The 20425-nt window shown below is 68.6% G+C and carries 22 protein-coding genes; 14 read left to right on the forward strand and 8 right to left on the reverse strand.

What is annotated here, in order from left to right; all coding sequences use genetic code 11:
- Nucleotides 1-36: 36 nt before the first annotated feature.
- Entirely contained in the window at nucleotides 37-1608 is a 1572-nt protein-coding gene (locus tag ABD260_RS33905; protein ID WP_344240393.1) for an LCP family protein, read from the reverse strand.
- A gap of 48 nt (nucleotides 1609-1656) precedes the next feature.
- On the opposite strand from ABD260_RS33905, the gene ABD260_RS33910 reads away from it, so the two are divergent.
- A complete protein-coding gene (locus ABD260_RS33910) occupies nucleotides 1657-2142 on the forward strand; it encodes a GNAT family N-acetyltransferase (protein ID WP_344240395.1) in 486 nt (161 codons plus the stop codon).
- On the opposite strand, the gene ABD260_RS33915 is transcribed toward ABD260_RS33910, so the two are convergent.
- The 3 genes from ABD260_RS33915 to ABD260_RS33925 all read right to left on the reverse strand — a co-directional run bounded on the left by ABD260_RS33915 (nucleotide 2093) and on the right by ABD260_RS33925 (nucleotide 5249).
- Nucleotides 2093-3985 carry a protein-arginine deiminase family protein gene (locus ABD260_RS33915; RefSeq protein WP_344240397.1) on the reverse strand — a complete coding sequence of 631 codons (1893 nt, stop codon included), beginning with the start codon at nucleotides 3983-3985 and terminating at the stop codon, nucleotides 2093-2095. The genes ABD260_RS33910 and ABD260_RS33915 overlap by 50 nt on opposite strands.
- A 114-nt stretch (nucleotides 3986-4099) precedes the next feature.
- Nucleotides 4100-4465: a VOC family protein gene (locus ABD260_RS33920; protein WP_344240399.1), complete on the reverse strand. Its 366-nt coding sequence runs from the start codon at nucleotides 4463-4465 to the stop codon at nucleotides 4100-4102.
- Between the two features lie 163 nt (nucleotides 4466-4628).
- The gene (locus ABD260_RS33925) at nucleotides 4629-5249 is read right to left on the reverse strand and encodes a MarR family transcriptional regulator (protein WP_344240401.1); all 621 of its coding nucleotides are present in this window, start codon (nucleotides 5247-5249) and stop codon (nucleotides 4629-4631) included.
- 118 nt (nucleotides 5250-5367) lie between these two features.
- On the opposite strand from ABD260_RS33925, the gene ABD260_RS33930 reads away from it, so the two are divergent.
- Nucleotides 5368-6132: an SDR family NAD(P)-dependent oxidoreductase gene (locus tag ABD260_RS33930; protein WP_344240403.1), complete on the forward strand. Its 765-nt coding sequence runs from the start codon at nucleotides 5368-5370 to the stop codon at nucleotides 6130-6132.
- A 191-nt stretch (nucleotides 6133-6323) separates the two neighbouring features.
- The gene (locus ABD260_RS33935) at nucleotides 6324-6554 is read left to right on the forward strand and encodes a hypothetical protein (RefSeq protein ID WP_344240405.1); all 231 of its coding nucleotides are present in this window, start codon (nucleotides 6324-6326) and stop codon (nucleotides 6552-6554) included.
- A gap of 231 nt (nucleotides 6555-6785) precedes the next feature.
- On the opposite strand, the gene ABD260_RS33940 is transcribed toward ABD260_RS33935, so the two are convergent.
- Nucleotides 6786-7151, reverse strand: coding sequence for a VOC family protein (locus ABD260_RS33940; protein ID WP_344240407.1), 366 nt, complete (start codon nucleotides 7149-7151; stop codon nucleotides 6786-6788).
- 124 nt (nucleotides 7152-7275) lie between these two features.
- Here ABD260_RS33940 and ABD260_RS33945 point away from each other — a divergent pair, with 124 nt between their 5' ends.
- Genes ABD260_RS33945 through ABD260_RS33955 form a run of 3 tightly spaced genes read left to right on the forward strand, consistent with a single transcriptional unit; the run spans nucleotide 7276 to nucleotide 9907 of the window.
- Entirely contained in the window at nucleotides 7276-9111 is a 1836-nt protein-coding gene (locus tag ABD260_RS33945; protein ID WP_344240409.1) for a PHP domain-containing protein, read from the forward strand.
- 10 nt (nucleotides 9112-9121) lie between these two features.
- Entirely contained in the window at nucleotides 9122-9694 is a 573-nt protein-coding gene (locus ABD260_RS33950; protein WP_344240411.1) for a hypothetical protein, read from the forward strand.
- A gap of 18 nt (nucleotides 9695-9712) precedes the next feature.
- Nucleotides 9713-9907 (forward strand): DUF5808 domain-containing protein, encoded by a 195-nt coding sequence (locus tag ABD260_RS33955; RefSeq protein WP_344240413.1) that lies wholly within the window; start codon nucleotides 9713-9715, stop codon nucleotides 9905-9907.
- Here ABD260_RS33955 and ABD260_RS33960 read toward each other — a convergent pair.
- On the reverse strand, nucleotides 9890-12118 hold the full coding sequence (locus ABD260_RS33960) for a HelD family protein (protein ID WP_344240415.1): 2229 nt from the start codon (nucleotides 12116-12118) through the stop codon (nucleotides 9890-9892). The genes ABD260_RS33955 and ABD260_RS33960 overlap by 18 nt on opposite strands.
- A 128-nt stretch (nucleotides 12119-12246) precedes the next feature.
- Here ABD260_RS33960 and ABD260_RS33965 point away from each other — a divergent pair, with 128 nt between their 5' ends.
- The 3 genes from ABD260_RS33965 to ABD260_RS33975 are packed head-to-tail and all read left to right on the forward strand — an operon-like array spanning nucleotide 12247 to nucleotide 14994.
- Nucleotides 12247-13374 (forward strand): M4 family metallopeptidase, encoded by a 1128-nt coding sequence (locus ABD260_RS33965; protein ID WP_344240417.1) that lies wholly within the window; start codon nucleotides 12247-12249, stop codon nucleotides 13372-13374.
- A gap of 45 nt (nucleotides 13375-13419) precedes the next feature.
- A complete protein-coding gene (locus tag ABD260_RS33970) occupies nucleotides 13420-13944 on the forward strand; it encodes an NADPH-dependent FMN reductase (protein WP_344240419.1) in 525 nt (174 codons plus the stop codon).
- A 30-nt stretch (nucleotides 13945-13974) separates the two neighbouring features.
- Nucleotides 13975-14994, forward strand: a complete 1020-nt coding sequence (locus ABD260_RS33975; protein WP_344240421.1) for an LLM class flavin-dependent oxidoreductase — start codon at nucleotides 13975-13977, stop codon at nucleotides 14992-14994.
- Here ABD260_RS33975 and ABD260_RS33980 read toward each other — a convergent pair whose 3' ends face one another.
- Nucleotides 14995-15522 carry an Lrp/AsnC family transcriptional regulator gene (locus ABD260_RS33980; protein ID WP_344240423.1) on the reverse strand — a complete coding sequence of 176 codons (528 nt, stop codon included), beginning with the start codon at nucleotides 15520-15522 and terminating at the stop codon, nucleotides 14995-14997.
- Nucleotides 15523-15654: 132 nt separating this feature from the next.
- On the opposite strand from ABD260_RS33980, the gene ABD260_RS33985 reads away from it, so the two are divergent.
- The 5 genes from ABD260_RS33985 to ABD260_RS34005 all read left to right on the forward strand — a co-directional run bounded on the left by ABD260_RS33985 (nucleotide 15655) and on the right by ABD260_RS34005 (nucleotide 19477).
- Nucleotides 15655-16803 (forward strand): trans-sulfuration enzyme family protein, encoded by a 1149-nt coding sequence (locus ABD260_RS33985; protein ID WP_344240425.1) that lies wholly within the window; start codon nucleotides 15655-15657, stop codon nucleotides 16801-16803.
- Between the two features lie 157 nt (nucleotides 16804-16960).
- Nucleotides 16961-17308, forward strand: coding sequence for a helix-turn-helix domain-containing protein (locus ABD260_RS33990; RefSeq protein WP_344240427.1), 348 nt, complete (start codon nucleotides 16961-16963; stop codon nucleotides 17306-17308).
- On the forward strand, nucleotides 17309-18298 hold the full coding sequence (locus tag ABD260_RS33995) for a pyridoxal-phosphate dependent enzyme (RefSeq protein ID WP_344240429.1): 990 nt from the start codon (nucleotides 17309-17311) through the stop codon (nucleotides 18296-18298). It abuts the gene before it with no gap.
- 40 nt (nucleotides 18299-18338) lie between these two features.
- Nucleotides 18339-19088, forward strand: a complete 750-nt coding sequence (locus ABD260_RS34000; RefSeq protein WP_344240431.1) for a phosphotransferase family protein — start codon at nucleotides 18339-18341, stop codon at nucleotides 19086-19088.
- Nucleotides 19085-19477, forward strand: coding sequence for a GNAT family N-acetyltransferase (locus ABD260_RS34005; RefSeq protein ID WP_344240433.1), 393 nt, complete (start codon nucleotides 19085-19087; stop codon nucleotides 19475-19477). The genes ABD260_RS34000 and ABD260_RS34005 overlap by 4 nt, the downstream gene beginning before the upstream one ends.
- Before the next feature lie 34 nt (nucleotides 19478-19511).
- Here ABD260_RS34005 and ABD260_RS34010 read toward each other — a convergent pair whose 3' ends face one another.
- Nucleotides 19512-20387: a hypothetical protein gene (locus ABD260_RS34010; protein WP_344240435.1), complete on the reverse strand. Its 876-nt coding sequence runs from the start codon at nucleotides 20385-20387 to the stop codon at nucleotides 19512-19514.
- Nucleotides 20388-20425: the final 38 nt, after the last annotated feature.

Below are 20425 nucleotides of genomic sequence, written 5' to 3' on the forward strand. Positions count from 1 at the left end.
TCAACCGCACGATCACCAGCCCGGTCTACCCAGGGTCTACTTGGGTGGGCCGGGGTTGTAGGCGCAGGCCGAGGTCAGGTCGGCGGTGTCCTTCGCCGACGGCTTGGGCGAGGGCTTGGGGGATGGGTTTGCCGACGGTTGTGCGGCGGTGGACGGTGGGACTGTCGACGGCGGGACGGTCGTGGTCTTGTGTGGTCCAGCGGACCCGGCCGGCCGGCTGGGACCGGTCGCCTGCGCCACGATCGCGCGCATCCCCGCGTAGTTCGGGTTCCGTCCGTTCGGGAAGTTCTTCTGCTTGTTCAGATCGATGTTCGCGATCTTCCCGGTCTTCACCCGCTGCCCCAGCGTGACCAGGTGTTTCAGCAGATTCTGCGGCACGTCCGTACGAATCAACTGCTCACCCGCCTTCGCGATCGACTCGTAGTTCGCGAGCACGTTCTGCGGCGTCGCCCGCTCCACGATCGCCTTGAACGTGCACCGCTGCCGCGCCTGCCGCGCCAGGTCCGCGGTCGGCACGTTGTACCGCCCGCGAGCGAACCACAGCGCATCGGTCCCGTTCAGCGGCTGATTCGGCCCCGGCTGCAGGTACCGGCTCGGCGGAATCTTCTGGTCGTCGTTCCCGCCCACCGGAACCGGGTAGTTGATGTTCACCGTGATCCCACCCAGCGCATCCACCACCTGCGCGAACCCGGCCAGATTGATCTGCACGTAGTAATGGATGTTCAACCCAAGCGCCTCGCCGACCGACACCTTCAGTACGTCCGCGCCCTCGTTGTCCGACGGCCCGAGAATGCCGGGGTACTTCTTCGGGATGTTCCGGTACATCGCGTCCAGGTAGAACTCCGGCTGCTCGACGTCCCCGAGCTTCGGATCCCAGAAACCGGTCGGGAACTTCTTGTGCAGCGGTGAATCGGCCGGGAACGGCATCCGCATGAAGTTCCGGGTCAGCGAGATCAGCGAGGTGTCACCGGTCTTGGTGTCGATGCTCGCGACCATCACCGAGTCCGTCCGCGAGCCGTCGCGGCCCTTGCCGTCGTCGGCGCCCAGCAACAGCAGGTTGAGTCGCGGCAGCTGCCGCCAGACGTCCTTGTTCGCGGCGATCGTCGGCCGGGTCTGGCTCTTGGCCCCGTCGCCTGCGAAGACCCGCACCAGCTCGCGCTGCGCCAGCAGTTTCTGCGTACCACTCGCCGTACTGACCGCCAGCGCGAAGCAGACCACGCCGACGACGAGCGAGCCGAACAACCGGGATACGGGTGCGAGCGTGATCGGCCGGAGCATCTTGTACGACGTGACCAGCACGATCACCGACACGACACCGACCGCGATCAGGCCGCCGATGATCCAGAGCAGCCGATTCGCATCGAGTCCCCAGGCAACGACCGCATCGCGTTGGCGCAGTGCGACGTACGCGGCGGCGCAGTACACCGCGAGGGTGATTCCCGTCACCACCGCGCCGAGCCGCGTACGCCGCGCCGCCAGGTATGCCGTCCCCGGTACCAGCACACCGATGACCGCGATCGCGAGCGCGGCGATCGCGGACCGTCGCCGCGTTCTCGCTCGGCGTGCCCGGTTTCCACGCGCGGCTCGCTGGGCTCTGCTCGGGGCCATGGCTGCTACGACTAACTCGGCAGGCAAAAAGTTGGCATCATCGAGCAGGTGATCGACATTCAGGTACGGCGGGCGATGCCTGCCGACGCGGAGTCCTTGGTCCGGTTACGCGCACTGATGCTGGCGGCGATGGGCCTCGAGGTCGGCGGACCGGACGCACCGTGGCAGCTCACGGCCCGCGACTGGTTCGTGGATCAGCTCAAATCGCCGGGCACGTTCGCGGCGTACGTCGCCGAGGACCCGGTCGCCGGCGTGGTCGCGGGCGCGGCCGGAAATGTCGACGCCCACGCGCCCGGGCCGCACGACCTGAGCGGAGTCCGCGGTCATGTGTACAACGTGAGCACCGAGCCGGACTTCCGCAGGCGCGGCCTGGCTCGCGCCTGCATGGTCGCGTTGATGGACTGGTTCCGGGACGAGACCGCCGTCGGCCAGGTCGAGCTGCACGCGACCGATGACGGTATCGACCTCTACCGCGGACTCGGCTTTATCGAGACGTCGTTCCCGACGCTGCGTTTCCGGACCACCAAGGCGTAGTCCCGCGGGTGTCCCGGAGGGCGTTGGTGGCGCAATGCACTTCACCGCCACCGAGGTGTGCCCAGAAGAAGTCCTCGACCCAGTGCACCCGCACGCCGTTCTTCGCGAGTGCTTGCTCGGTCGCCTGCCGGAACACGTCGCGTCCGTTCAGTCGCGGGCCGTGCGGGTCCGGTGCGGCGAATTGCCGGTCGGTGAGCGACAGGCCGTTCACCAGGCCCGGAGTCAGTGCCTTGAGTCGGTCGTAGCCGGGTACGCGGGTGAAGTACACCGGCAGGCGGACCAGTTCGCTCGTACGCAGACCGGTCGCCTTCAGCAGGATCTTCAGTTGGTCGTCGATGTGCTTCGCCGCTGCCTCGTTGCCGGTGAGCCCGGTGCTCAGGAGCTGGTCGACTGTTGGTTTGTGCGCCGACTTCGTGTCCGCAAACAGTTGCTGACGGCCACCACCTTGGCGTTGGACATCGCGCAGGAGGCGTACGGCGAGGCGCGGGTCGGCGACTGCGAGAGTCCAGCCGCGGGCGTTGTTCGCGCGGACCACGTGCACTGTCTCGTCCGCGTGACCGACGAGAAGCCAGGACGTGTCGTACGAGAGCGGCGACTGATAGCCCTGGCCGGTGATCAGCTTGAGGAAGGTCGGGTCGGGGCGTCGCGCGCCTGATCCGTAGTACACGCGGCCGTGCGGGTAGCCGGGGTACGGCGGCAGGAGCTCGAGGTTGCCGCCCATGTTCAGCAGGTCGTCGACGCCGGGCGCCTGGTTGTCGCCGAATTGCTGCACGACGCCGACGTCCGGGCCGCGCAGATCGCGGTACAAGAGTCGTCCGGCCGGGCGCGGGGTGTTCTTCTCCGGGTAGTCCCACAGGTTGCCGGAGCGGATCAGGATGCGCATCGTGTGCGCACCGCCGACAGCCGGCATGCTCACCGTGGCCGGCTCGAACGTGTCCTGCGTCCACATGTCCTTCCAGCCGTCCGGCGTGCCTTTCAGGAAGCGCAGCCCGGCACCGGTCGTACTGGTTGCCTGGCGCAACGTCTTGGCGAACCGCGGCCAGTCGCCGGGAGCACCTTGCTGGTACGGGGGTGTGCCGCCCCACCAGCCTTGTCCTTTGGCCGGTTGCGCGGCGAGTACTGTCTGCGCGCGCTGGAGATCGTTCTGGAGCATCAGCGGGGCGACCCGCATCTTTACCGAGTCGGCGGCGGTGCGGCCGTTGTCGGTAACGGTCACCGTGACGGTGATCTGTCCGCTCCACACCGCCGGATCACGCACTACATCCCGCCCCTCAAGCTGCAGGCGAACGCCCCGCCGCAGCTGATCCGCTGTCAGGAAGGTCTGCGCGGAGCTGGCCGGCGTCGAAGCGTTCGGTGCGGCGCCGGCCGAGTTTTGGCCGTTCACGAAGACGCGGGCCTTGTCGGCTGGGGTGATGGTGATGTGGCCGGTGGCGTTGGGGGAGAGGTTGCGTTCGGCATCGATCGCGAGGGGCGCAAGGTCGGCTGCGTCACGTGGACCGTTGATGCGGTCGTCGGCGGCATCGTTGCAGGCGGCGAGCTTGTCGTCGACGGTTCGCCCTGGCGCATCCAGCTCGGCCGGCGCGACCGTACACCGATGCTCGTCGTCATCCAGATTAGGCAGGAAGATCGCCCCACGAGCACCACCCCAACTGCCTTTACCCGCATCATCAGCCCGAGTGAGCCGCCCATCCCGATCAACATCCGCCGTCAACCGGGGAACAGGCCCGGCTGCAGCCGCCCCCAACCGGTTCTGTGGTGGGGGTGATGGGTGGCGGGTGCTTGGGGCAGCGGCGGTGGTGGTCAGGAGGGTTGTGGTCGCGAGGATTGCGGTCAGGTGGTTCATCGAAGAGCTCCTATTTCACACAGGTGTGCTTCTTCGATCGAACCTATGTCGCACCCCCGTCCGCCGGGGAGATGGAAATCCCTTCTCCACCCGTAGGCGGAGAAGGGATCGCGTTCACTGCTGGATGATCGACAGCACGTTGCCCGCCGGGTCCTTGAACCACGCGATCAACGGCCCACCGCCGCGGAACACCCCAAGCTCGTCCTGCTTGTCGTTGTACCGCTCGAACGTCACGCCCCGCTCGGTCAACGCCCGCGCCGCCGCCTCGATGTCCGGCACCGGGAAGTTGAGCACGGTGTACTCGGCCGGCACATGATCCGGCTTCGGGTACACCAGCACCGGCGTACCGCCCGCGACCCGCAGGTGCAGCATGCCATGCTCCTCCGCGACCTCGAGCCCCAGCGTCCGCGTGTAGAACTCCTTCGCCACCGCGACGTCACCCACCGAAAACCCACTGAACGCCTTACTGTCCCGCAACATCACGTTCCTCCTCCGCTGGCTGGTACCAGGAACGTCGACGCCAGTACCCGATTCTCGACACGGCTTATCCACCCGTGTGGTGGGTTCTCCACCGGCATACGAGCAGAGAACCCACAAGAACGGTGGAGAAGCCACCCCGGCGAGGCGCGGGACGGCGCGGCGGCTAGTTGTGGAGGGCGGCTTGGGGGAGGGCGGTGTTGACGGCGGCGGCTACCGAGGCGGATTCCAGGCCGTCGGCGACGGTGTGCAGGAGGCGTACCAGGTGGGCGGCGTCCGTCGGGCCGAGGATGCCGGTGACCACGTCGAGGATGCGGACGGTGAGTCCGTCGAGCTGGGAGAGCCGCGCCTGGCCCATGCCGGTGACGGCGAGCTCGGGAGTGGTCCGGACCATGCCGAGTGCTTCCAGGTCGGCGATCGCCAGCTCGGCCTCGCCGGCGGTGATCCCGACCTGCTGCGCCACCTCGCCGGGGGTGCTGCGGCCGTTGGCGATCGCGTTCAGTACGAGTGCGGCCGGCATCTTCATCCCGACCGCGTCCTGCAGGCCGAGGATCAACGGGTGGGCGTGGCCGCGGACGCGCTCGACCGCGTCGAGCAGCCGGAGCGCGTCGCCGACGTCACCGATCAGGTGCTCGGTCTGAACCGCCGTCAGACCTGCCGGGCCGGGCCGAACCGGAGAGGCGACCACACCGCCGATGACCCGCTCAGGCACCACCAGAGCCGTTTCGATCCGCTCCTCCGCGGGTCCTTCGGTCAGTGGCCTGATTCCAGCGTCTTCGATGGTCACAGCTCCAGCGTACGGACCGCTTCTGACAGCTTCGGCGTGTCCTACCTGAGGAATCCCTGTGAATCTCATGACATAACTCAGCCCCCTTCCAGGTCCTCTCCCGGCCTACGCTCCACCCATGCGACTGACCGGCAAACGAGCCCTGGTGATCGGCGGCGGTGGTGGCGGCATCGGCCGTGCGACGACCGAAGCCCTTGGCAACGAAGGTGCGTCCGTGCTGGTCGCGGACCTCGATCCGGGCCGCGCCGAGGAAGCGGCCGAGGCGGTCCGCTCCGGCGGCGGCACGGCGTACCCGGTGTCGGGTGATGTCCGGTCGGTGGCGGATCTCGACGCGATGATCGCGGCCGCGGTGCAGCGGCTCGGCGGGCTCGATGTACTTGTCACCGTGGTCGGCGGGCAGGTCGCGTTCGTACCGGCGGTGAAGCTGCATGAAATGGCCGACGAGGACTGGAACACGATCTACGAGCTCAACCTCCGGTACGTCGCCCGTGCGGTCCGGGCCGCCCTTCGTGTCTTCCTCGATCAGGGCACCGGCGGCGCGATCGTCAGCGTCGGTTCGGTCACCGGGTTCATGGCGGCACCCGAGCAGGCCGCGTACGGGGTGATGAAGGCCGGACTGCTCAGTCTGGCCCGGACGGTTGCCGCCGAGTACGCCCGCGACGGCATCCGGATGAACATCGCCGCGGCCGGCGCGATCGCGACCGCGGTGGCGAACGCGGCCGCCATCACGGACGTCGTGGACGAGATCCCGGTCGGCCGGTACGGGCGGTCCGAGGAGGTCGCCCAGGCGGTGGTTTACCTCGCGTCGGACGCGGCCGCGTACGTCACCGGGCAGCAGCTCGTACTTGACGGTGGCGTCTCCGTCCGGGGTCCTTTTCAGTAATCGAACACACGGACGAACAATTCGGATCCGGGCGGTCCGAAAAAGCCGAGAAATTCTGAATTCGGGCGTGACCTCGGCTCGGCGTTCTCCGTTGGATCTGACGTGACGGTGAACACAACACGGCGCACCGGCACCGCGCTCGCCCGCGTTTTCCAGGCCGACCCACCTCGAAGTAACAGCCAGGAGGACCAGTGACAACCGCCACCGCCACCCAGACCGTTCAGCGCCGACGCGTGCGGGTTTGGTTCGGTGAGCACGTCATCGCCGACTACAACGCCGAGCCGGCGTTGGCCGAGCGGTACGCAGACGCCATGAGCCGCCGATTCGCCGGTCTCTGGGTCACGAACGACCCGATGCCCGCCGTCGACAAGCTCCCCGACCCCCTGCCCGGCGAGCGCATGTGGGACGTAGCACCCCGCTGAGAAAAGACCCCGGTCCCTTTCCTCGTTCCGTACCTCACCAGACAACCCACCGCGGAACCCGGCCAGGTCGAGTCGCCTCACCTCGATCCAGCAAAGGCACCGGCCAGGGGCGGCAAGCGAGTGTGGGCGTTCTGCCCCTCGCTTGCCGCCACTTTCTCCACCAATGCGCCTGACAAATACCGTGAGATATCCCAGTTCGCACCGGCCCCCCAAGTCCGGTGCGAACTTTTCTCATTTATTGGCGTAGTACTCGGGTTTCATCTGGATCAGTTGCACGTAGTTCCCGTCCGGGTCCACCAGCGTCGCGAACCAGCCCACCCCGCGATCCTCGGGCTGCACCAGCCACTCCACCCCGAGCGTGCGCAAGTGTGCGGCCGCCACCTCGATGTCCTCGACCGCGAAATTCACGATGTACCGCCCGGGCTCGGCGTTCTTCGCCGCCACGTCGTCGCGCCGCTCGATCACCAGCCCGAACCCGCCCAGATCCAGGTTCCCATAGCCGTCGACCTCCGCGTGGAACCCGTCCCGGTACCAGGCCTTCAACCGCTCCGGGTCCGTCGTGCCCAGCAACATGCTGTTCAGCACCGGCTTCGTCACAATCTCTCCTCTCGCCAACCTCCGACATCGCGTACGTCGGAACCGGCCGGCGTTCTTCGACACGGGCGGGCCGCGGGCTGTGACTAGACCACTCTGCCGGAACGGTTCATCTCGGCAACACCTGGTGGTCATCGAAAAAGGCGATGATCCGGCCGAATCCGCCAAGGGAGGACAGCAGCCGATGGGGCACTCGCACGACCACTCACCCGCCGCCGGTCACGGTCATGGCCACGGCCACGGCCACGGCCACGGACATGGGCACGATCACGATCAGCACCGGCCGAACGACGAGCTCGACCAGGCGACGCTCGCCGCGCTGGACGAGTCGGTCCCGGACCACGAATTGTCGCCGACGGAGGTGTCGCGGCGCGGACTGCTCCGGTCCGCGGGCATTCTCGGTGGTACGGCCGCGCTCGCCGTCAGCGGTGCGCAGTTCGCCGCCGCGACCGCACCGAACAAGTCGATCAAGGACGGCTGGATCTTACAGCACGGGAACCGGCCGAACGTCTGGCTCGCCGGTGACCACCACATCCACACCCAGCTCAGCTCCGACGGCATGTACCGCGTCATCGACCAGGCCCGGCACGCCGCCGCGTACGGCCTGGACTGGCTGGTGATCACCGATCACGGCGGCGCGACGCACGCCCGGATCGGGGTCGACCTTGTCAATCCGCAGATCAAGGCGGCCCGCAGCGAGCTCCGCGACACGCTGATCTTCCAGGGCCTGGAGTGGAATATTCCGGCCGCGGAACACGGCACGGTCTTCGTCGCCCCGGGCAGCCGGGAGGTCGACGTTCTCAAGCAGTTCGAGAACAGCTACGACGGCAGCGTGAAGAACGCGAGCTCGAACTCGCCGGCCAACGAGGCACTCGCGGTGTCGGGTATCCAGTGGCTCGGTCAGCAGGTCGACAAGCGCCGCGTCGCGGACGCGCTGTTCCTGGCCAACCACCCGGCCCGCAACGGCATCGACAGCCCGCACGAGATCCGCAACTGGCGCGACGCCGACCCGCGGATCGCGGTCGGTTTCGAGGGTGCGCCCGGTCACCAGGCGGCCGGTCTGCCGAAGCCGCTCGGCGGCGCCAGCGCCCGTGGGTACTACGGCAACTCGCCGAACCCGAACTCGTTCGCCGCCTACCCGCCCGAGAGCTACCGCACCTGGGGCGGCTTCGACTGGATGACCGCGACCGTCGGTGGTCTCTGGGACAGCCTGCTGGCGGAGGGCAAGCCGTGGTGGATCTCCGCGAACTCCGACTCGCACGTGAACTGGAACGAGACCGCCCGCCGCCCGGACGGTTCGACCCAGGCGCAGTTCGATCGCGACGGCCGGTACATGGACCCGGTCTACGGCAACGCGATCAACACGACTGCCGGTGATTTCTGGCCGGGGTACTACAGCCGCACGCACGTCGGCGCCGACCGCCGCGACTACCTCGCGGTGATGGAGGGCCTGCGCAACGGCCGGGTCTGGGTCGATCACGGCGCGCTGGTGAAGGGCGTCGAGGTCGAGGTACGCGAGGTCGGCAAACGGTACGGTGAACCGCTCGGTGGCGCACTGATCGTGAAGAAGGGCCGCGCGATCGAGCTGGTCGTCCGGATCACCGCCCAGACGATGCCGAACTGGTCGAACTTCGTGCCCACGCTGAACCGCGTCGACGTGATCCAGGGATCGGTCACCGGTCCGGTCAGCGACAAGGACACGATGACCGCGCCGAACACCAAGGTCGTCAAGCAGTGGGACACCTCGGGCAAGCGCGGCACGTTCGAGCTGGTGTACCCGCTCGGCCGGGCCGAGGAAGCGCAGTACGTCCGGGTCCGGGGTACCGACGGAAACCGCAGCCAGCCCGGGTACCTGGGCGCCGCGGTGGACCCGTCCGGCCCCAAACTGGACGTGGTCGGCGACGCGGACCCCTGGGTCGACCTCTGGTTCTACACCAACCCGATCTGGGTCCTGCCGAAGTAAGGACTACCTTGTGATCATCGCGATCGATGCCGGCAGCACGGACCTGGCCGCGGCCGACCACCTGCTGTACGACTTGATCGCGGCCGTGGACCAGCCGGTCGTCGCCCTCACCCATCTGGTGTCGGGCGACGACCGGCCCCACGTCGCGGTCTCGCTCACCAGTACCGCCGACCTGGCCGAGCCGATCCGGGAAGTGGTTGCTGACCGCAACGTTGGTCTGGCCATCACCAGGCCAGGCGCCACCGAGCCCGAGCTGGCCGGCCCGAGCCGCCTGGTCCGGGGCGCGTACGTCGCCGCGGTCGAGGCCGCGCTCGGTACGAAGGGCCGCGTGGTGCGCTGGCCGGGTCACGAACAAGGCCACGGCGTACTACCGGCGGCCGAGTTGCGTACCCGCTGTGGCATCGACGAACTGGAGGGCATCGGTGGCGTACCGGTCGGCGACGACACGCTGATCGACACGCTCGACTTCCTCCGCCCGGTCCGCCGCGACGGCCGCCTGGTCCTGCAGGTCCAGCCGGCCGCCGGTGACGTCCTGATCCCATTCGAGCTGCAGCACCAACAAAAGTGCTGCGCGGATCACTGATCGAGCTATCGTCGGAGTATGGGCGGTAAGACCGGCAAGTTCCTTGGTGTCCCCTACGACTGGCGGCCCCTGACGAGGGAGCGGCTCAAGTCCCGGTGGTGGAATCCCGACGAGCCAAGGCTGTTCACGCCGAAGGCGCTCGGCTGGGGTTTCGACGTGAACCTGGCCCGGCTGTTCGGCCGGCACGGGAAGGACTCATCCCCAGGAAGCTGACTCCTTCAGCACGTCCGGCAGCTCGCCGATGACGCCAAGGCGCTGCGTGCAGCGGGTCAGTGCGACGTACAGGTCGCGCAGGCCGCGCGGTGACTCGATCACGATTCCGTCCGGGTCCACCACCAGTACCGAGTCGAACTCCAGGCCCTTCGCCTCGCGGGCGGTCAGCACGCTGACTCCGCTGAGCCCGTCGACCGCCTCCTGGAGCAGCTCGAGCCGGTTGCGTGACGTGATCACGCCGACCTCGCCGTAGTGCGTCTCCTCTGCGGCCAGTTTGTACACATAGAGCGCCTGCTCCGCCGCTGGTACGTCGACGTGCCACGGCTTGACGCCCGTCGACCGGACCGATTCCGGCGCCCGGGCCGACGGATCGACTTCGCGGAGAACCTCGTTCGCGAGCTCCATCACCTCGGCGGGCGTCCGGTAGTTGAGCGTCAGCTCGGCGAGCCGCCAACGATCGCCGAACGTCTCACCGAGCGCGCTCGCCCATGACGTACCGCCGCCGATCGAACTGGTCTGCGCGACATCGCCGACCACGGTCATCGATCGCAGCGGGCACCGGCGCGCGATCGCCCGCCAGGCCATCGGCGACAACTCCTGCGCCTCGTCGACGATCACATGCCCGTACGTCCAGCGCCGGTCCGCGGCGGCGCGATCGGCCAGCGTACGGTCGTCGTCCGCCTCGTACCGCTCGGCCAGCGCCTCGGCGTTCAGCAGGTCCTTCGCGGTCAGGATCTCCGCGTCGTCGTCCTCGTCGAAGTCGGTCGATCCCGAGCCGGAGAGTACGTCCAGAGCGCCTTGTGCATAAGCGATCGCGCGCGCCCGAGCGGCTCGTTCGCGCGCCGCCTCGGTGCCGTCGTCGCCGAGCAGTTCCGCGGCCTCGTCCAGCAGCGGTATGTCGGCCGGGCTCCAGTCGTCGCCGTACCGCAGCAGGTGCTCGCGATCCAGTGCACTCAGCTGCGGCGCCGCGGACGCCAGCCGGGCCTCGTCGCCGTACAGATCCTCGAGGAGTTTCTGTGGACTGAGCAACGGCCACAGCTGATCGAGCAAGACCTGTACGGCGGGCTCGGCGAGGACCTCCTTGCGCAGCTCGGCCAGGTCGTACTCATCGAGCAACTGTTCGCCGTCGAGCGGATCGGTGCCGATCAGCTCGGCGTACTGGTCCGTCAGGTGGTCGACCATGTCCTTGCGGAAGAAGGGCTGCGCCTGGTTGTGCGTGAGGTTCCGGTTGCCGACGCGCGCGTGCGCGGCCGCGACGACCGCTGGGTCCAGAGTGAGCTCGGTCCGGTCGACCGTCACGCGCAACGGCTCGCCCGGCAGCCACTGCCGATCAGCGACAGCCTGCGCGATCACCTCGGCCATCACCGTCCGGCCCTTCACATCCGCGCTCTCCGGCCGGGTCGCGGTCACGCCCGGGAACAGTTCGGCGATCGTGACCAGGCGAACTCCGTCTTCACCGAGCGACGGCAGAACCTGCCCGATGAAGCGCAGGAACGCCGCATTCGGCCCGACGACAAGAATTCCCCGCTTTTCCAGCTGCTCGCGATGGGTGTAGAGCAAGAATGCGGCTCGATGCAGCGCGATCGCGGTCTTGCCGGTCCCCGGACCGCCTTGCACGACGAGGATTCCGGGCAGTTCGGAGCGGATGATCCGGTCCTGGTCGGACTGGATGGTCTGGACGATGGATTCCATCCGCCCGGTCCGGCGCGCCTCCAGCGCCTTCAGCAGGACGGCCTCACCGATCACGCCGGTGCCGGGCTTGGACGGGTCGGCCGCCTCCCGGTCGAGGTCGAGCTGCTCGTCCTGGACGTCGACTACGCGGCGCAACCGGGTCTGGACGTGCCGGCGGCGGACGACGCCGTGATTCGCCACGGCAGTGGCGATGTAGAAGGGCCGGGCGGCCGGTGCACGCCAGTCGACCAGTAACGGTTCGTAGTCGGCGTCGTGCAGGCCGAGCCGGCCGAGGTGCAGGACTTCGCCCTCGGCGGTGTCCAGCCGGCCGAAGTAGAGGCCTTCCTCGGCGGCATTCAACCGGGCCTGCCGGAGCTTCAGGTCGCGGATCCGGCCGTCCCGCTGGTGCAGGGCCTGCGCGTTCCGGGTCCGGACCTGCTGTTCGTCGTCGGTGCGTGCCTCGGTCCGCGCGCGCTCGGCGTCCAGCGCGGCGTAGAACGTGATCAGGTGTGCCTGTTCGGCCTCGACCGGATTCGGCAAATTGCAACCCCTCGTGTTAAAATACCACCCGTTGGTTTTCAGCCGCATTTGAATGACACGCAGTAAAAGTCACGCTGCGGCGGCCACAAATGCTTGAGTTTATCCGCTCGCGGCGTTTTGCTGTAGTGGTGTTCCACTCGATCATCCCGCCGTACCTGCTCGAGCAGCTCGAGCGGTCCGCGGGAGACCCCAGCCTCCGTGCCCGGTATCGGCAGTCGCTGCAGCACGACGCCGTGCTTCGTACCCGCCCTGCCGCGCCGGCACCTTCGGCCGTCTCGGCCGGTCCGGTCGACGCACCCGGCGGCCGGCAACGCAAGGTGTACGACGCGCACAACGGCACCGACCTGCCCGGCGCGCTGGTCCGCTCCGAGGGCGATGCCCCGGTCCAGGACAAGGCGGTCAACCAGGCGTACGACGGCACCGGCGCGACCTGGACCTTGTACAAGGAGTGCTACGGCCGGGACTCGATCGACGGCAAAGGGCTGGTCCTGACGTCGACGGTGCACTACGACCGCGCGTACGCGAACGCCTTCTGGAACGGCGCGCAGATGGTGTTCGGCGACGGTGACGGCGAGATCTTCGGCAACTTCACCGCATCGATCGATGTCACCGGGCATGAGCTCACGCACGGCGTCACGCAGTACACCGCGAACCTCGCCTACGAAGGGCAATCGGGCGCGCTGAACGAAAGCATCTCGGACGTCTTCGGGTCGCTCACCAAGCAGTACGCACTCGGTCAGAGTGCCGCGGACGCGGACTGGCTGATCGGCGCCGGCCTCTTCCTGCCTGGGGTGAAGGGCGTCGCGCTGCGATCGATGAAGGCGCCCGGGACCGCGTACGACGATCCGCGGCTGGGCAAGGATCCGCAGCCGGCCACGATGTCCGGTTACGTCGACACCAGCGACGACAACGGCGGCGTACACATCAACTCGGGTATCCCGAACCATGCGTTCTACCTGGCCGCGACCGGGATCGGCGGGAACGCGTACGACGACGCCGGCAAGATCTGGTACGCCACCCTCACGTCCGGGACGCTGCCCGCCACGGCCGGCTTCAAGGACTTCGCCGCCGCCACCCAGGCCGCGGCCCAGACCCTCTTCGGTGCCGACGCTCCACAGCTGGCGGCGGTCACGAAGGCCTGGCAAACCGTCGGCGTGCTCGACGACTCGACGCCGTTGATGAACGCGGCCCAGAGTGGGCTGAACCCGTCCCCGCCGGTCTCGCCACCGCCGCCCGAGTCGGCTCCGTCACAGTGAGACAGGTTGACCTCAAGTCGAGTTGAGGTATTAACGTCCTGAGCTGTGACTGTTCATCCGCTCCGGCTCGTCGTGCTGACGCGCACTCTCGAGCCGGGACGGTTCGGTACGGCGGTGACGCGCTGGTTCGCCCGCCAGGCCGAACGCGCGGACGAGTTCAAGCTCGATCTCGTCGATCTGAGCGTCGCGCCACTCGACGGATTGGCGGTGCGGATCGCGGACGCCGACGCGGTGATGATCGTCACGGCGGAGTACAACCACGCGTACCCGGGTGATGTGAAGACCGCGATCGACGCGGTCCGGCGACCCTGGTACGCGAAGCCGGTCGGATTCGTCGTGTACGGCGGACGCTCCGGCGGGCTGCGCGCGGCCGAGCAGCTCCGACTGGTCTTCGGCGAACTGCACGCGGTGACGATCCGCGACAGCCTCGGTTTCCGCGAGGAGGACTTCGTGGATGGCGAACCGGTCGACCCGACCACGTCCACGGCCGCCGCGGCGCTGCTCCGGCAACTCGCCTGGTGGGCGCGCAGTCTTCGCGACGCCCGAGCAGCCACCCCGTATCCGGAATAGGTTCGCCGGCGTGGTGGTTGGGAGTTGAACGTGACCGCCGAATCGATGCCCCTGTCCGTGCTCGACCTCTCGCCGGTGCCGACGGGTTCGCGGCCCTCACAGGCGCTGCACGAGACCCTGGAACTGGCCCGGACCGCGGAGGCGGCGGGGTACCACCGGTTCTGGCTGGCGGAGCATCACAACATCCCGAGCGTGGTGAGCACGAGCCCGGAGGTGATGATCGCGGCCGTCGCGGCGGCCACGTCCACGATCCGCGTCGGCTCCGGCGGCATCATGCTGCCGAACCATTCGCCGCTCAAGGTGGCCGAGACGTTCCGCGTCCTCGGTGGTTTGTACCCCGACCGCATCGACCTCGGCATCGGCCGCGCGCCCGGTACCGATCAGCGCACCGCGCTCGCGTTGCGCCGCAGTCGCGAGGCGCTCGGCGCGGACGATTTCACCGAGCAGTACGCCGAGCTGCGTGCGTACGCCGAAGGTTTTCCGGCCGGTCACCCGTTCGAGCCGATCAGTGCGCAGCCGGACGACGTACCGCTGCCGCCGGTGTGGATCCTCGGCTCCAGCACGTACGGCGGTCAGGCGGCGGCCGCGCTCGGTACCGGATTCGCGTACGCCGGGCACTTCGGCACGCTCGACCCGTCCGGCGTGATCGCTTCGTACAAGGAGAACTTCCAGCGGCTCGAGCACGACGGCAAGCCGCACGCGATCCTCGCACTGGCCGCGATCGTGGCCGAGACCGAGGAGCGCGCCGCGCAGCTCGCCCGCGCCAACGCGCTGTCCACCCTCAACCTCCGCTCCGGCCGGCCGGGTCCGCTCCCGTCGCCCGAGGAAGCGGCGGCGTACCCGTGGACCGACGCCGAGCTGGCCGCGATCGAAGACTGGACCGGGCTGGTCTCGACCGGCACGCCTGACCAAGTGGCCGCCGACCTGCGCCGCCGCGCCGAGGTTGCCGGGGCCGACGAACTGATCATCACCACCAACATCCACAACCCGGCCGAGCGCCGCCGCTCCTTCGAGCTCCTCGCCGAGGCCTGGGGCTTGAAGAAGCAGTAATCAACCTCCGCGGACGTGCTCGAAGATCAGGCTCGTTTCCGCGTGGCTCACGGCCGGATCCGCCGTCAAGTGATCCAGCACGAACTCCCGTAGCGCGTCCGGCGTCGCCGCCGCGACGTGCAGCAGGTAGTCGTTGGCGCCACTGACATGGAAGAGCGACAGCACCCCAGGCAGCCGCGGGACCTTCTTCCGGAAGCGGTCGATCTCGTCGCGTGAGTGCGCGCCGATCCGGATCGCGATCAGCGCCTGCAACGGCTGACCGAGCGCGGCCAGATCCACGTCGGCGTGGAAGCCGCGGATCACGCCGCGCTCGCGGAGCGCCCGGACCCGGGTCAGACAGGTCGACGGCGCGATCCCGGTCGCCTCGGCGAGCGCGTTGTTCGGCATCCGGCCGTCCGCGCTGAGCAGCGCGACCAGCTTCCGGTCCACCTCGTCCAGCCCGGCGGTGCCAGTGCCATTGCCAGGCCCGGAAGCCGTGCCGGGAGTGGCTCGTGGCGCCGGTCCAGGCGTCCGACGATCCTTCGGCATGCCATCACTGTAGGGCCTATCCACAGAATCCACAGCGTGTGGATGAGCCTGTGGACGAATTTTCTTCGGAACTATTGCGTCAAAGTTGCAGAATATTCCAACCTCACCGCACAACCCGGTGAGGAGGCAGTCATGACCCAGCTCGACACCCGATCGGTGCATGCCGGCCGCGACGACCTGTCCGCGCTCGGCGTCCACGTACCGCCGATCGACCTGTCCACCACCTATCCGCTGCCGAGCGTCGACACCGGCGGAGCGGCGTACGACACGCTCACGCAGGGCCGCGCTCCGGACGGCGGCAGCCTGGTCTACCAGCGGCTGTGGAACCCGACAGTCGCCCGCTTCGAGGACGCCCTCGCCGAGCTTGAGCACTCCGACGGCGCGGTCGCGTTCGGTTCCGGCATGGCGGCGCTGACCGCGTGCCTGCTGGCCGCCGTCGCCGCGGGTACGCCGCACGTGGTCGCCGTCCGCCCGCTCTACGGCGGCACCGATCACCTGTTGTCCACAGGCCTCCTGGGGACAACAGTCACGTACGCCCGGCCCGCCGAGGTCCGGTCAGCGATCCAGCCGGACACCGGCCTGGTCATCGTCGAGACGCCGGCCAACCCGACCGTCGATCTCGTCGACATTGCGGCGATCGCGGCCGCGGCCGGCGACGTACCGGTGCTTGTGGACAACACGTTCGCCACGCCCGTACTGCAGCAACCGGCTCGGCACGGGGCGAGCCTGGTACTGCACTCGGCGACGAAGTACCTCGGCGGGCACGGCGATGTGATGGGTGGAGTCGTCGCGGGCGGTGTGGAGTGGGTTGCCCGGCTGCGGCAGATCCGCGCGGTCACGGGCGGTCTGCTGCATCCGATGGCGGCGTACGAGCTTCATCGCGGACTGCAGACATTGCCGGTCCGCGTACGCGCCCAGCAGGCGACCGCGATCAAGGTCGCCGACTGGCTTTCGGCGCAGCCGTCGGTCGAGCGCGTGTACTACCCGGGGCTGGCCGACCCGCAGGGCCTGATCGGCCGCCAGCAGTCCGGGCCGGGCGCGGTCCTCGCGTTCACCGTCGCCGGCGGGTACGAAGCGGCGTCCCGGGTCGCCGGGCGGCTGAAGCTGATCACGCACGCCGTCTCGCTGGGCGGCGTCGACACGCTGATCCAGCACCCCGCCGCACTCACCCACCGCCTCGTCACCGCCGAAGCCAAGCCCTCCGACGCCCTCCTCCGCCTCTCCCTGGGCCTCGAGGACCCCGAAGACCTCACCTCCGACCTAGCCGCCGCCCTCCGCTGACCCTCTTTGTGAAGCCACCACGCATATTCACGCCGCGAGAACGCGCGGTGGCTTCCCAAAGTGCGGGGGAGAATCTGCTGAGGGCAGATCGAGGGCGGGTCGTGGGCATCGGGATGGCACACTCGGTACAGGACATCGGAGGCGAGGAGGGCCAGTCGTGTTGCTACGTCAGGTGATCGGGAACGTCTTCCGCCGATTGCGGCGCGAGCGGGGGATCACCCTGCGTGAGCTCGCCGAGCTGGCCCAGGTGTCGGTGCCCTACCTGTCCGAGATCGAACGCGGCCGCAAGGAGCCCTCCTCGGAGATCCTGGCCGCGATCTGCCGCGCGCTCGAGCTCGAGCTGACCGACCTGCTGGCCGAGGTGCAGTTCGACCTGGCCACCGCGGTCCGCCAGACCCTGCCGGTACGCCTGCAGACAGCGGCGATCCGCGTCGAGGAGCGCTCGCACCTCCAGATCCCCTCCGGCCCACGCGCCTCCGCACAGGCTTTCGCGCTGGTCGCTTAGTTGGTCCGCTGGTACGAGAACCCGGCCGCGAGGTCGTGGCGTACGACAGCTGCTCCGGACGAAGTGCTCGCGTTTCACCAGAGCCTCCCGTCGTACCGCCCGACCCCGCTGACGGCTGTACCCGCGCTGGCGAGCGAGCTCGGTGTCGGGCAGGTGCTCGTGAAGGACGAGTCGCAGCGCCTTGGCTTGCCCGCGTTCAAGGCGCTGGGTGCATGGTGGGCGATCCACCGCGCGGTACGGGATCATCCTGGTACGACCGAACTGGTCACCGCGACCGATGGAAATCACGGTCGCGCGGTCGCCCGCCGGGCGGCGATGCTCGGGTTGGCGGCGCACGTGTTCGTACCGGATGTGGTGGGTGAGGTCGCGGTGGAGGCGATCAGGTCCGAGGGTGCGACGGTGACCGTGGTGGCGGATTCGTACGACGCCGCGGTGGCGGAAGCGGCGGCGTACGCGGCGGGGGATCGGTTGCTGATCCAGGACTCGGCCTGGCCGGGGTACGAGGTGATTCCGCGGCACATCGTGGACGGATACTCGACCCTGTTCCGCGAGATCGAGGTGCGGCCGGAGTTGGTGGTTGTGCCGATGGGTGTCGGATCGGTGGCGCAGGCAGCGGTCACGCACTACCGCAGCGGATCAGCCGCGCCTGCACTTCTGGGCGTTGAGCCGGCGAGCGCATCGTGCATCACGACGAGCCTGCTTGCCGATGAGCTGGTCAGCGTACCGACGGGCGCGACTGTGATGGCCGGGTTGAACTGCGGCACACCCTCGTCGCTCGCCTGGCCCGTCCTGCGCTCCGGGCTGGACTACTCCGTCACGGTCGAGGACGACGCCGCGCTCCAAGCTGTGGACGACCTCAAGGCTGCCGGCATCTCCTCCGGCCCCAGCGGCGCCGCAACCCTCGCCGCTGTCCGCGCGGCCCGCGACCGGCTGGATCTGACCACCGACAGCACCGTTGTACTCATCAGCACCGAAGCAGCCTGTGGATAAACCACCTGCTGGTTTCCGCGGTTGTGCATAGCCTGACCGGGTGCCCCACATCAAACGCCGGTCACCGGCAACTCCTGGTTCGATCCCGGCCGTCTTGAACATCTTCGAGTCCGAGGTGCGGTTCTACCGGGAGATCGCCCCAGTCGTCGGCGTACGCGTGCCCGCCTGCTACGAATCCGAGGCGTCCGCGGACGGCACTCTGTTGGTACTGGAAGATCTGTCCGCCTGGGCAGAAGGCGCCGAGCCGGACGCCGGTGCACGCGCGCTGCGCGACCTGCACGATCGTTGGTCCGGGCAAGCGCACGTCCGCTGGCCGTGGTTGCGCCCGCTCGGAGCCGGCGAGGACTTGGTCGCCGCGCTGTACGACGAGACGTGGCCGGCGCTGGCCGAGCGAAGTGACCTGAGCGCGCCGGTGCGCGACTTCGGTGCGCGCCTGGTCGGCAAGGTCGCCGAGGCCGAGCGGGCGGTCGACCAGGCCGGCGTGCTGACGTTGGTGCACGGTGACGCGTCCGCCCAGAATCTCCGCACCGGACCGAACGGTGAAGTCGCGTTCCTCGACTGGGAGGACGTGTCGGCCGCGCCCGGGGTGCTCGATCTGGCGTGGTTCCTGGTGTCGTCGGTGGAGCCGGACCGCTGGCAAGAGGCGTTGGACGCGTACGGCGAGGTCGACGGGCTGAAGCATGTCCTGCCGTCGGTGATGGTGCAGGGCTACCTGACCATGGCGGATCTGCCCGAGGGAGAGGCCGCCGGGTGGAACGCCCGCCTGCAAGCGGCTGTGGAGGCGCTGTGAAGTACGTTGCGCGCTTCCCGGTCGATGATCGGGAGTTGTCCGTGCTGCATGCGGCCGCGTTCGGTGGCGAGCTGGAAGTGCAGCTGTGGCGCGAGCGGTTGGAGCGATGGGCGCTGACCTGGGTAGGTGCCTTCAGCAACGATCAGCTGATCGGATTCGTCCAGGTCTGCTGGGACGGCGGCGCGCACGCGTTCGTACTCGACACCGCCGTCCACCCCGACCACGAACGCCAGGGGATCGGCAGGCAGCTCGTTCGCACTGCGGCCGAGGAGGCCCGGGCGGCCGGCTGCGAATGGCTGCACGTCGACTTCGAGCCGCACCTGACCGCTTTCTACCTCGACGCGTGCGGCTTCCGCCCAACCGACGCGGGGCTGCTCAAGCTCCGCTAGACGCCCGGCCGCTTCAAGCTCCGATAAAGGCCGCTCAGACTTCGGTGGCGGTCAGGCCCTCGGTGGAGATGCACGACGTGAGGCAGCGTTCCTTCGCGTCGCCGAGGAGGTCGGCGGTCCAGATGGTGAAGCCGCCGTCGCCGAGTTCGGTACCGGCTTGGCCGATGCCAAGGGCGGTGCCGGCGTAGTACGCGGCGCCCTTCGTACGCTCCGTGTCTTCGGTGAACGGGACGTCGAGCGCGGGGCGGACCGTGTCTTCGATGCGGTCCTGGACGGCTGACGGCTTGAAGGACGTGAACGCCAGCTCCGCCTTTTCGCCCAGTACGGAGTGCCAGAAGCGGAGGTGGTCGATCAGCAGCTCCGCCTCCGTACGGCCTGAACCGGTGTCGCGGGCGCTCGACACCAGCACGAACAGCTCGAAATGCGCGGTCATCCACGGCTGGTCGAACGCCTGTGCACGGACGACTCGCTGGCACGCGGCCAGGTGTACGCGGTCCTTCCCCGCGCGGCGGCGTACAGCCGCCTCGATCGCCAGCTCATTGGTCGGATCACTCGCCACCTCGGTACCACGGACCGTACTGACCACCTGGTGCTGATTGATTGGGGCGATCGCGGACGACGTACCGAGCGGGGTGAGCGGCGACAGTTGAACCCCGGCGAACTTCTCCGGCAGCAGCTCCCACAACCGCCGCTGTGTCTTCACCAGCTGCCGCGGATCCATAGCCGACGGCCGCACGAACCGGTCCTGCTGCCAGCGCTGCAGCAGCCGCGCCGGCGTCACCTTCGCGGCTCGCTCCCGCGACACGTCCAGCAGGACGGACTGCAGCTCCGACTGACTCAACCCGCCGACGAGAGCGTCCCGGCTGCCCTCCGGCAGCTTCGCCCAGAACCGTTCGCTCACCTGTCCCATCGCTCTACTCTGACCGAAAATCACCCGGGTACGCGCGC

Origin of the sequence: Kribbella hippodromi (assembly GCF_039531045.1) — a bacterium.
GTDB lineage: Bacteria > Actinomycetota > Actinomycetes > Propionibacteriales > Kribbellaceae > Kribbella > Kribbella hippodromi.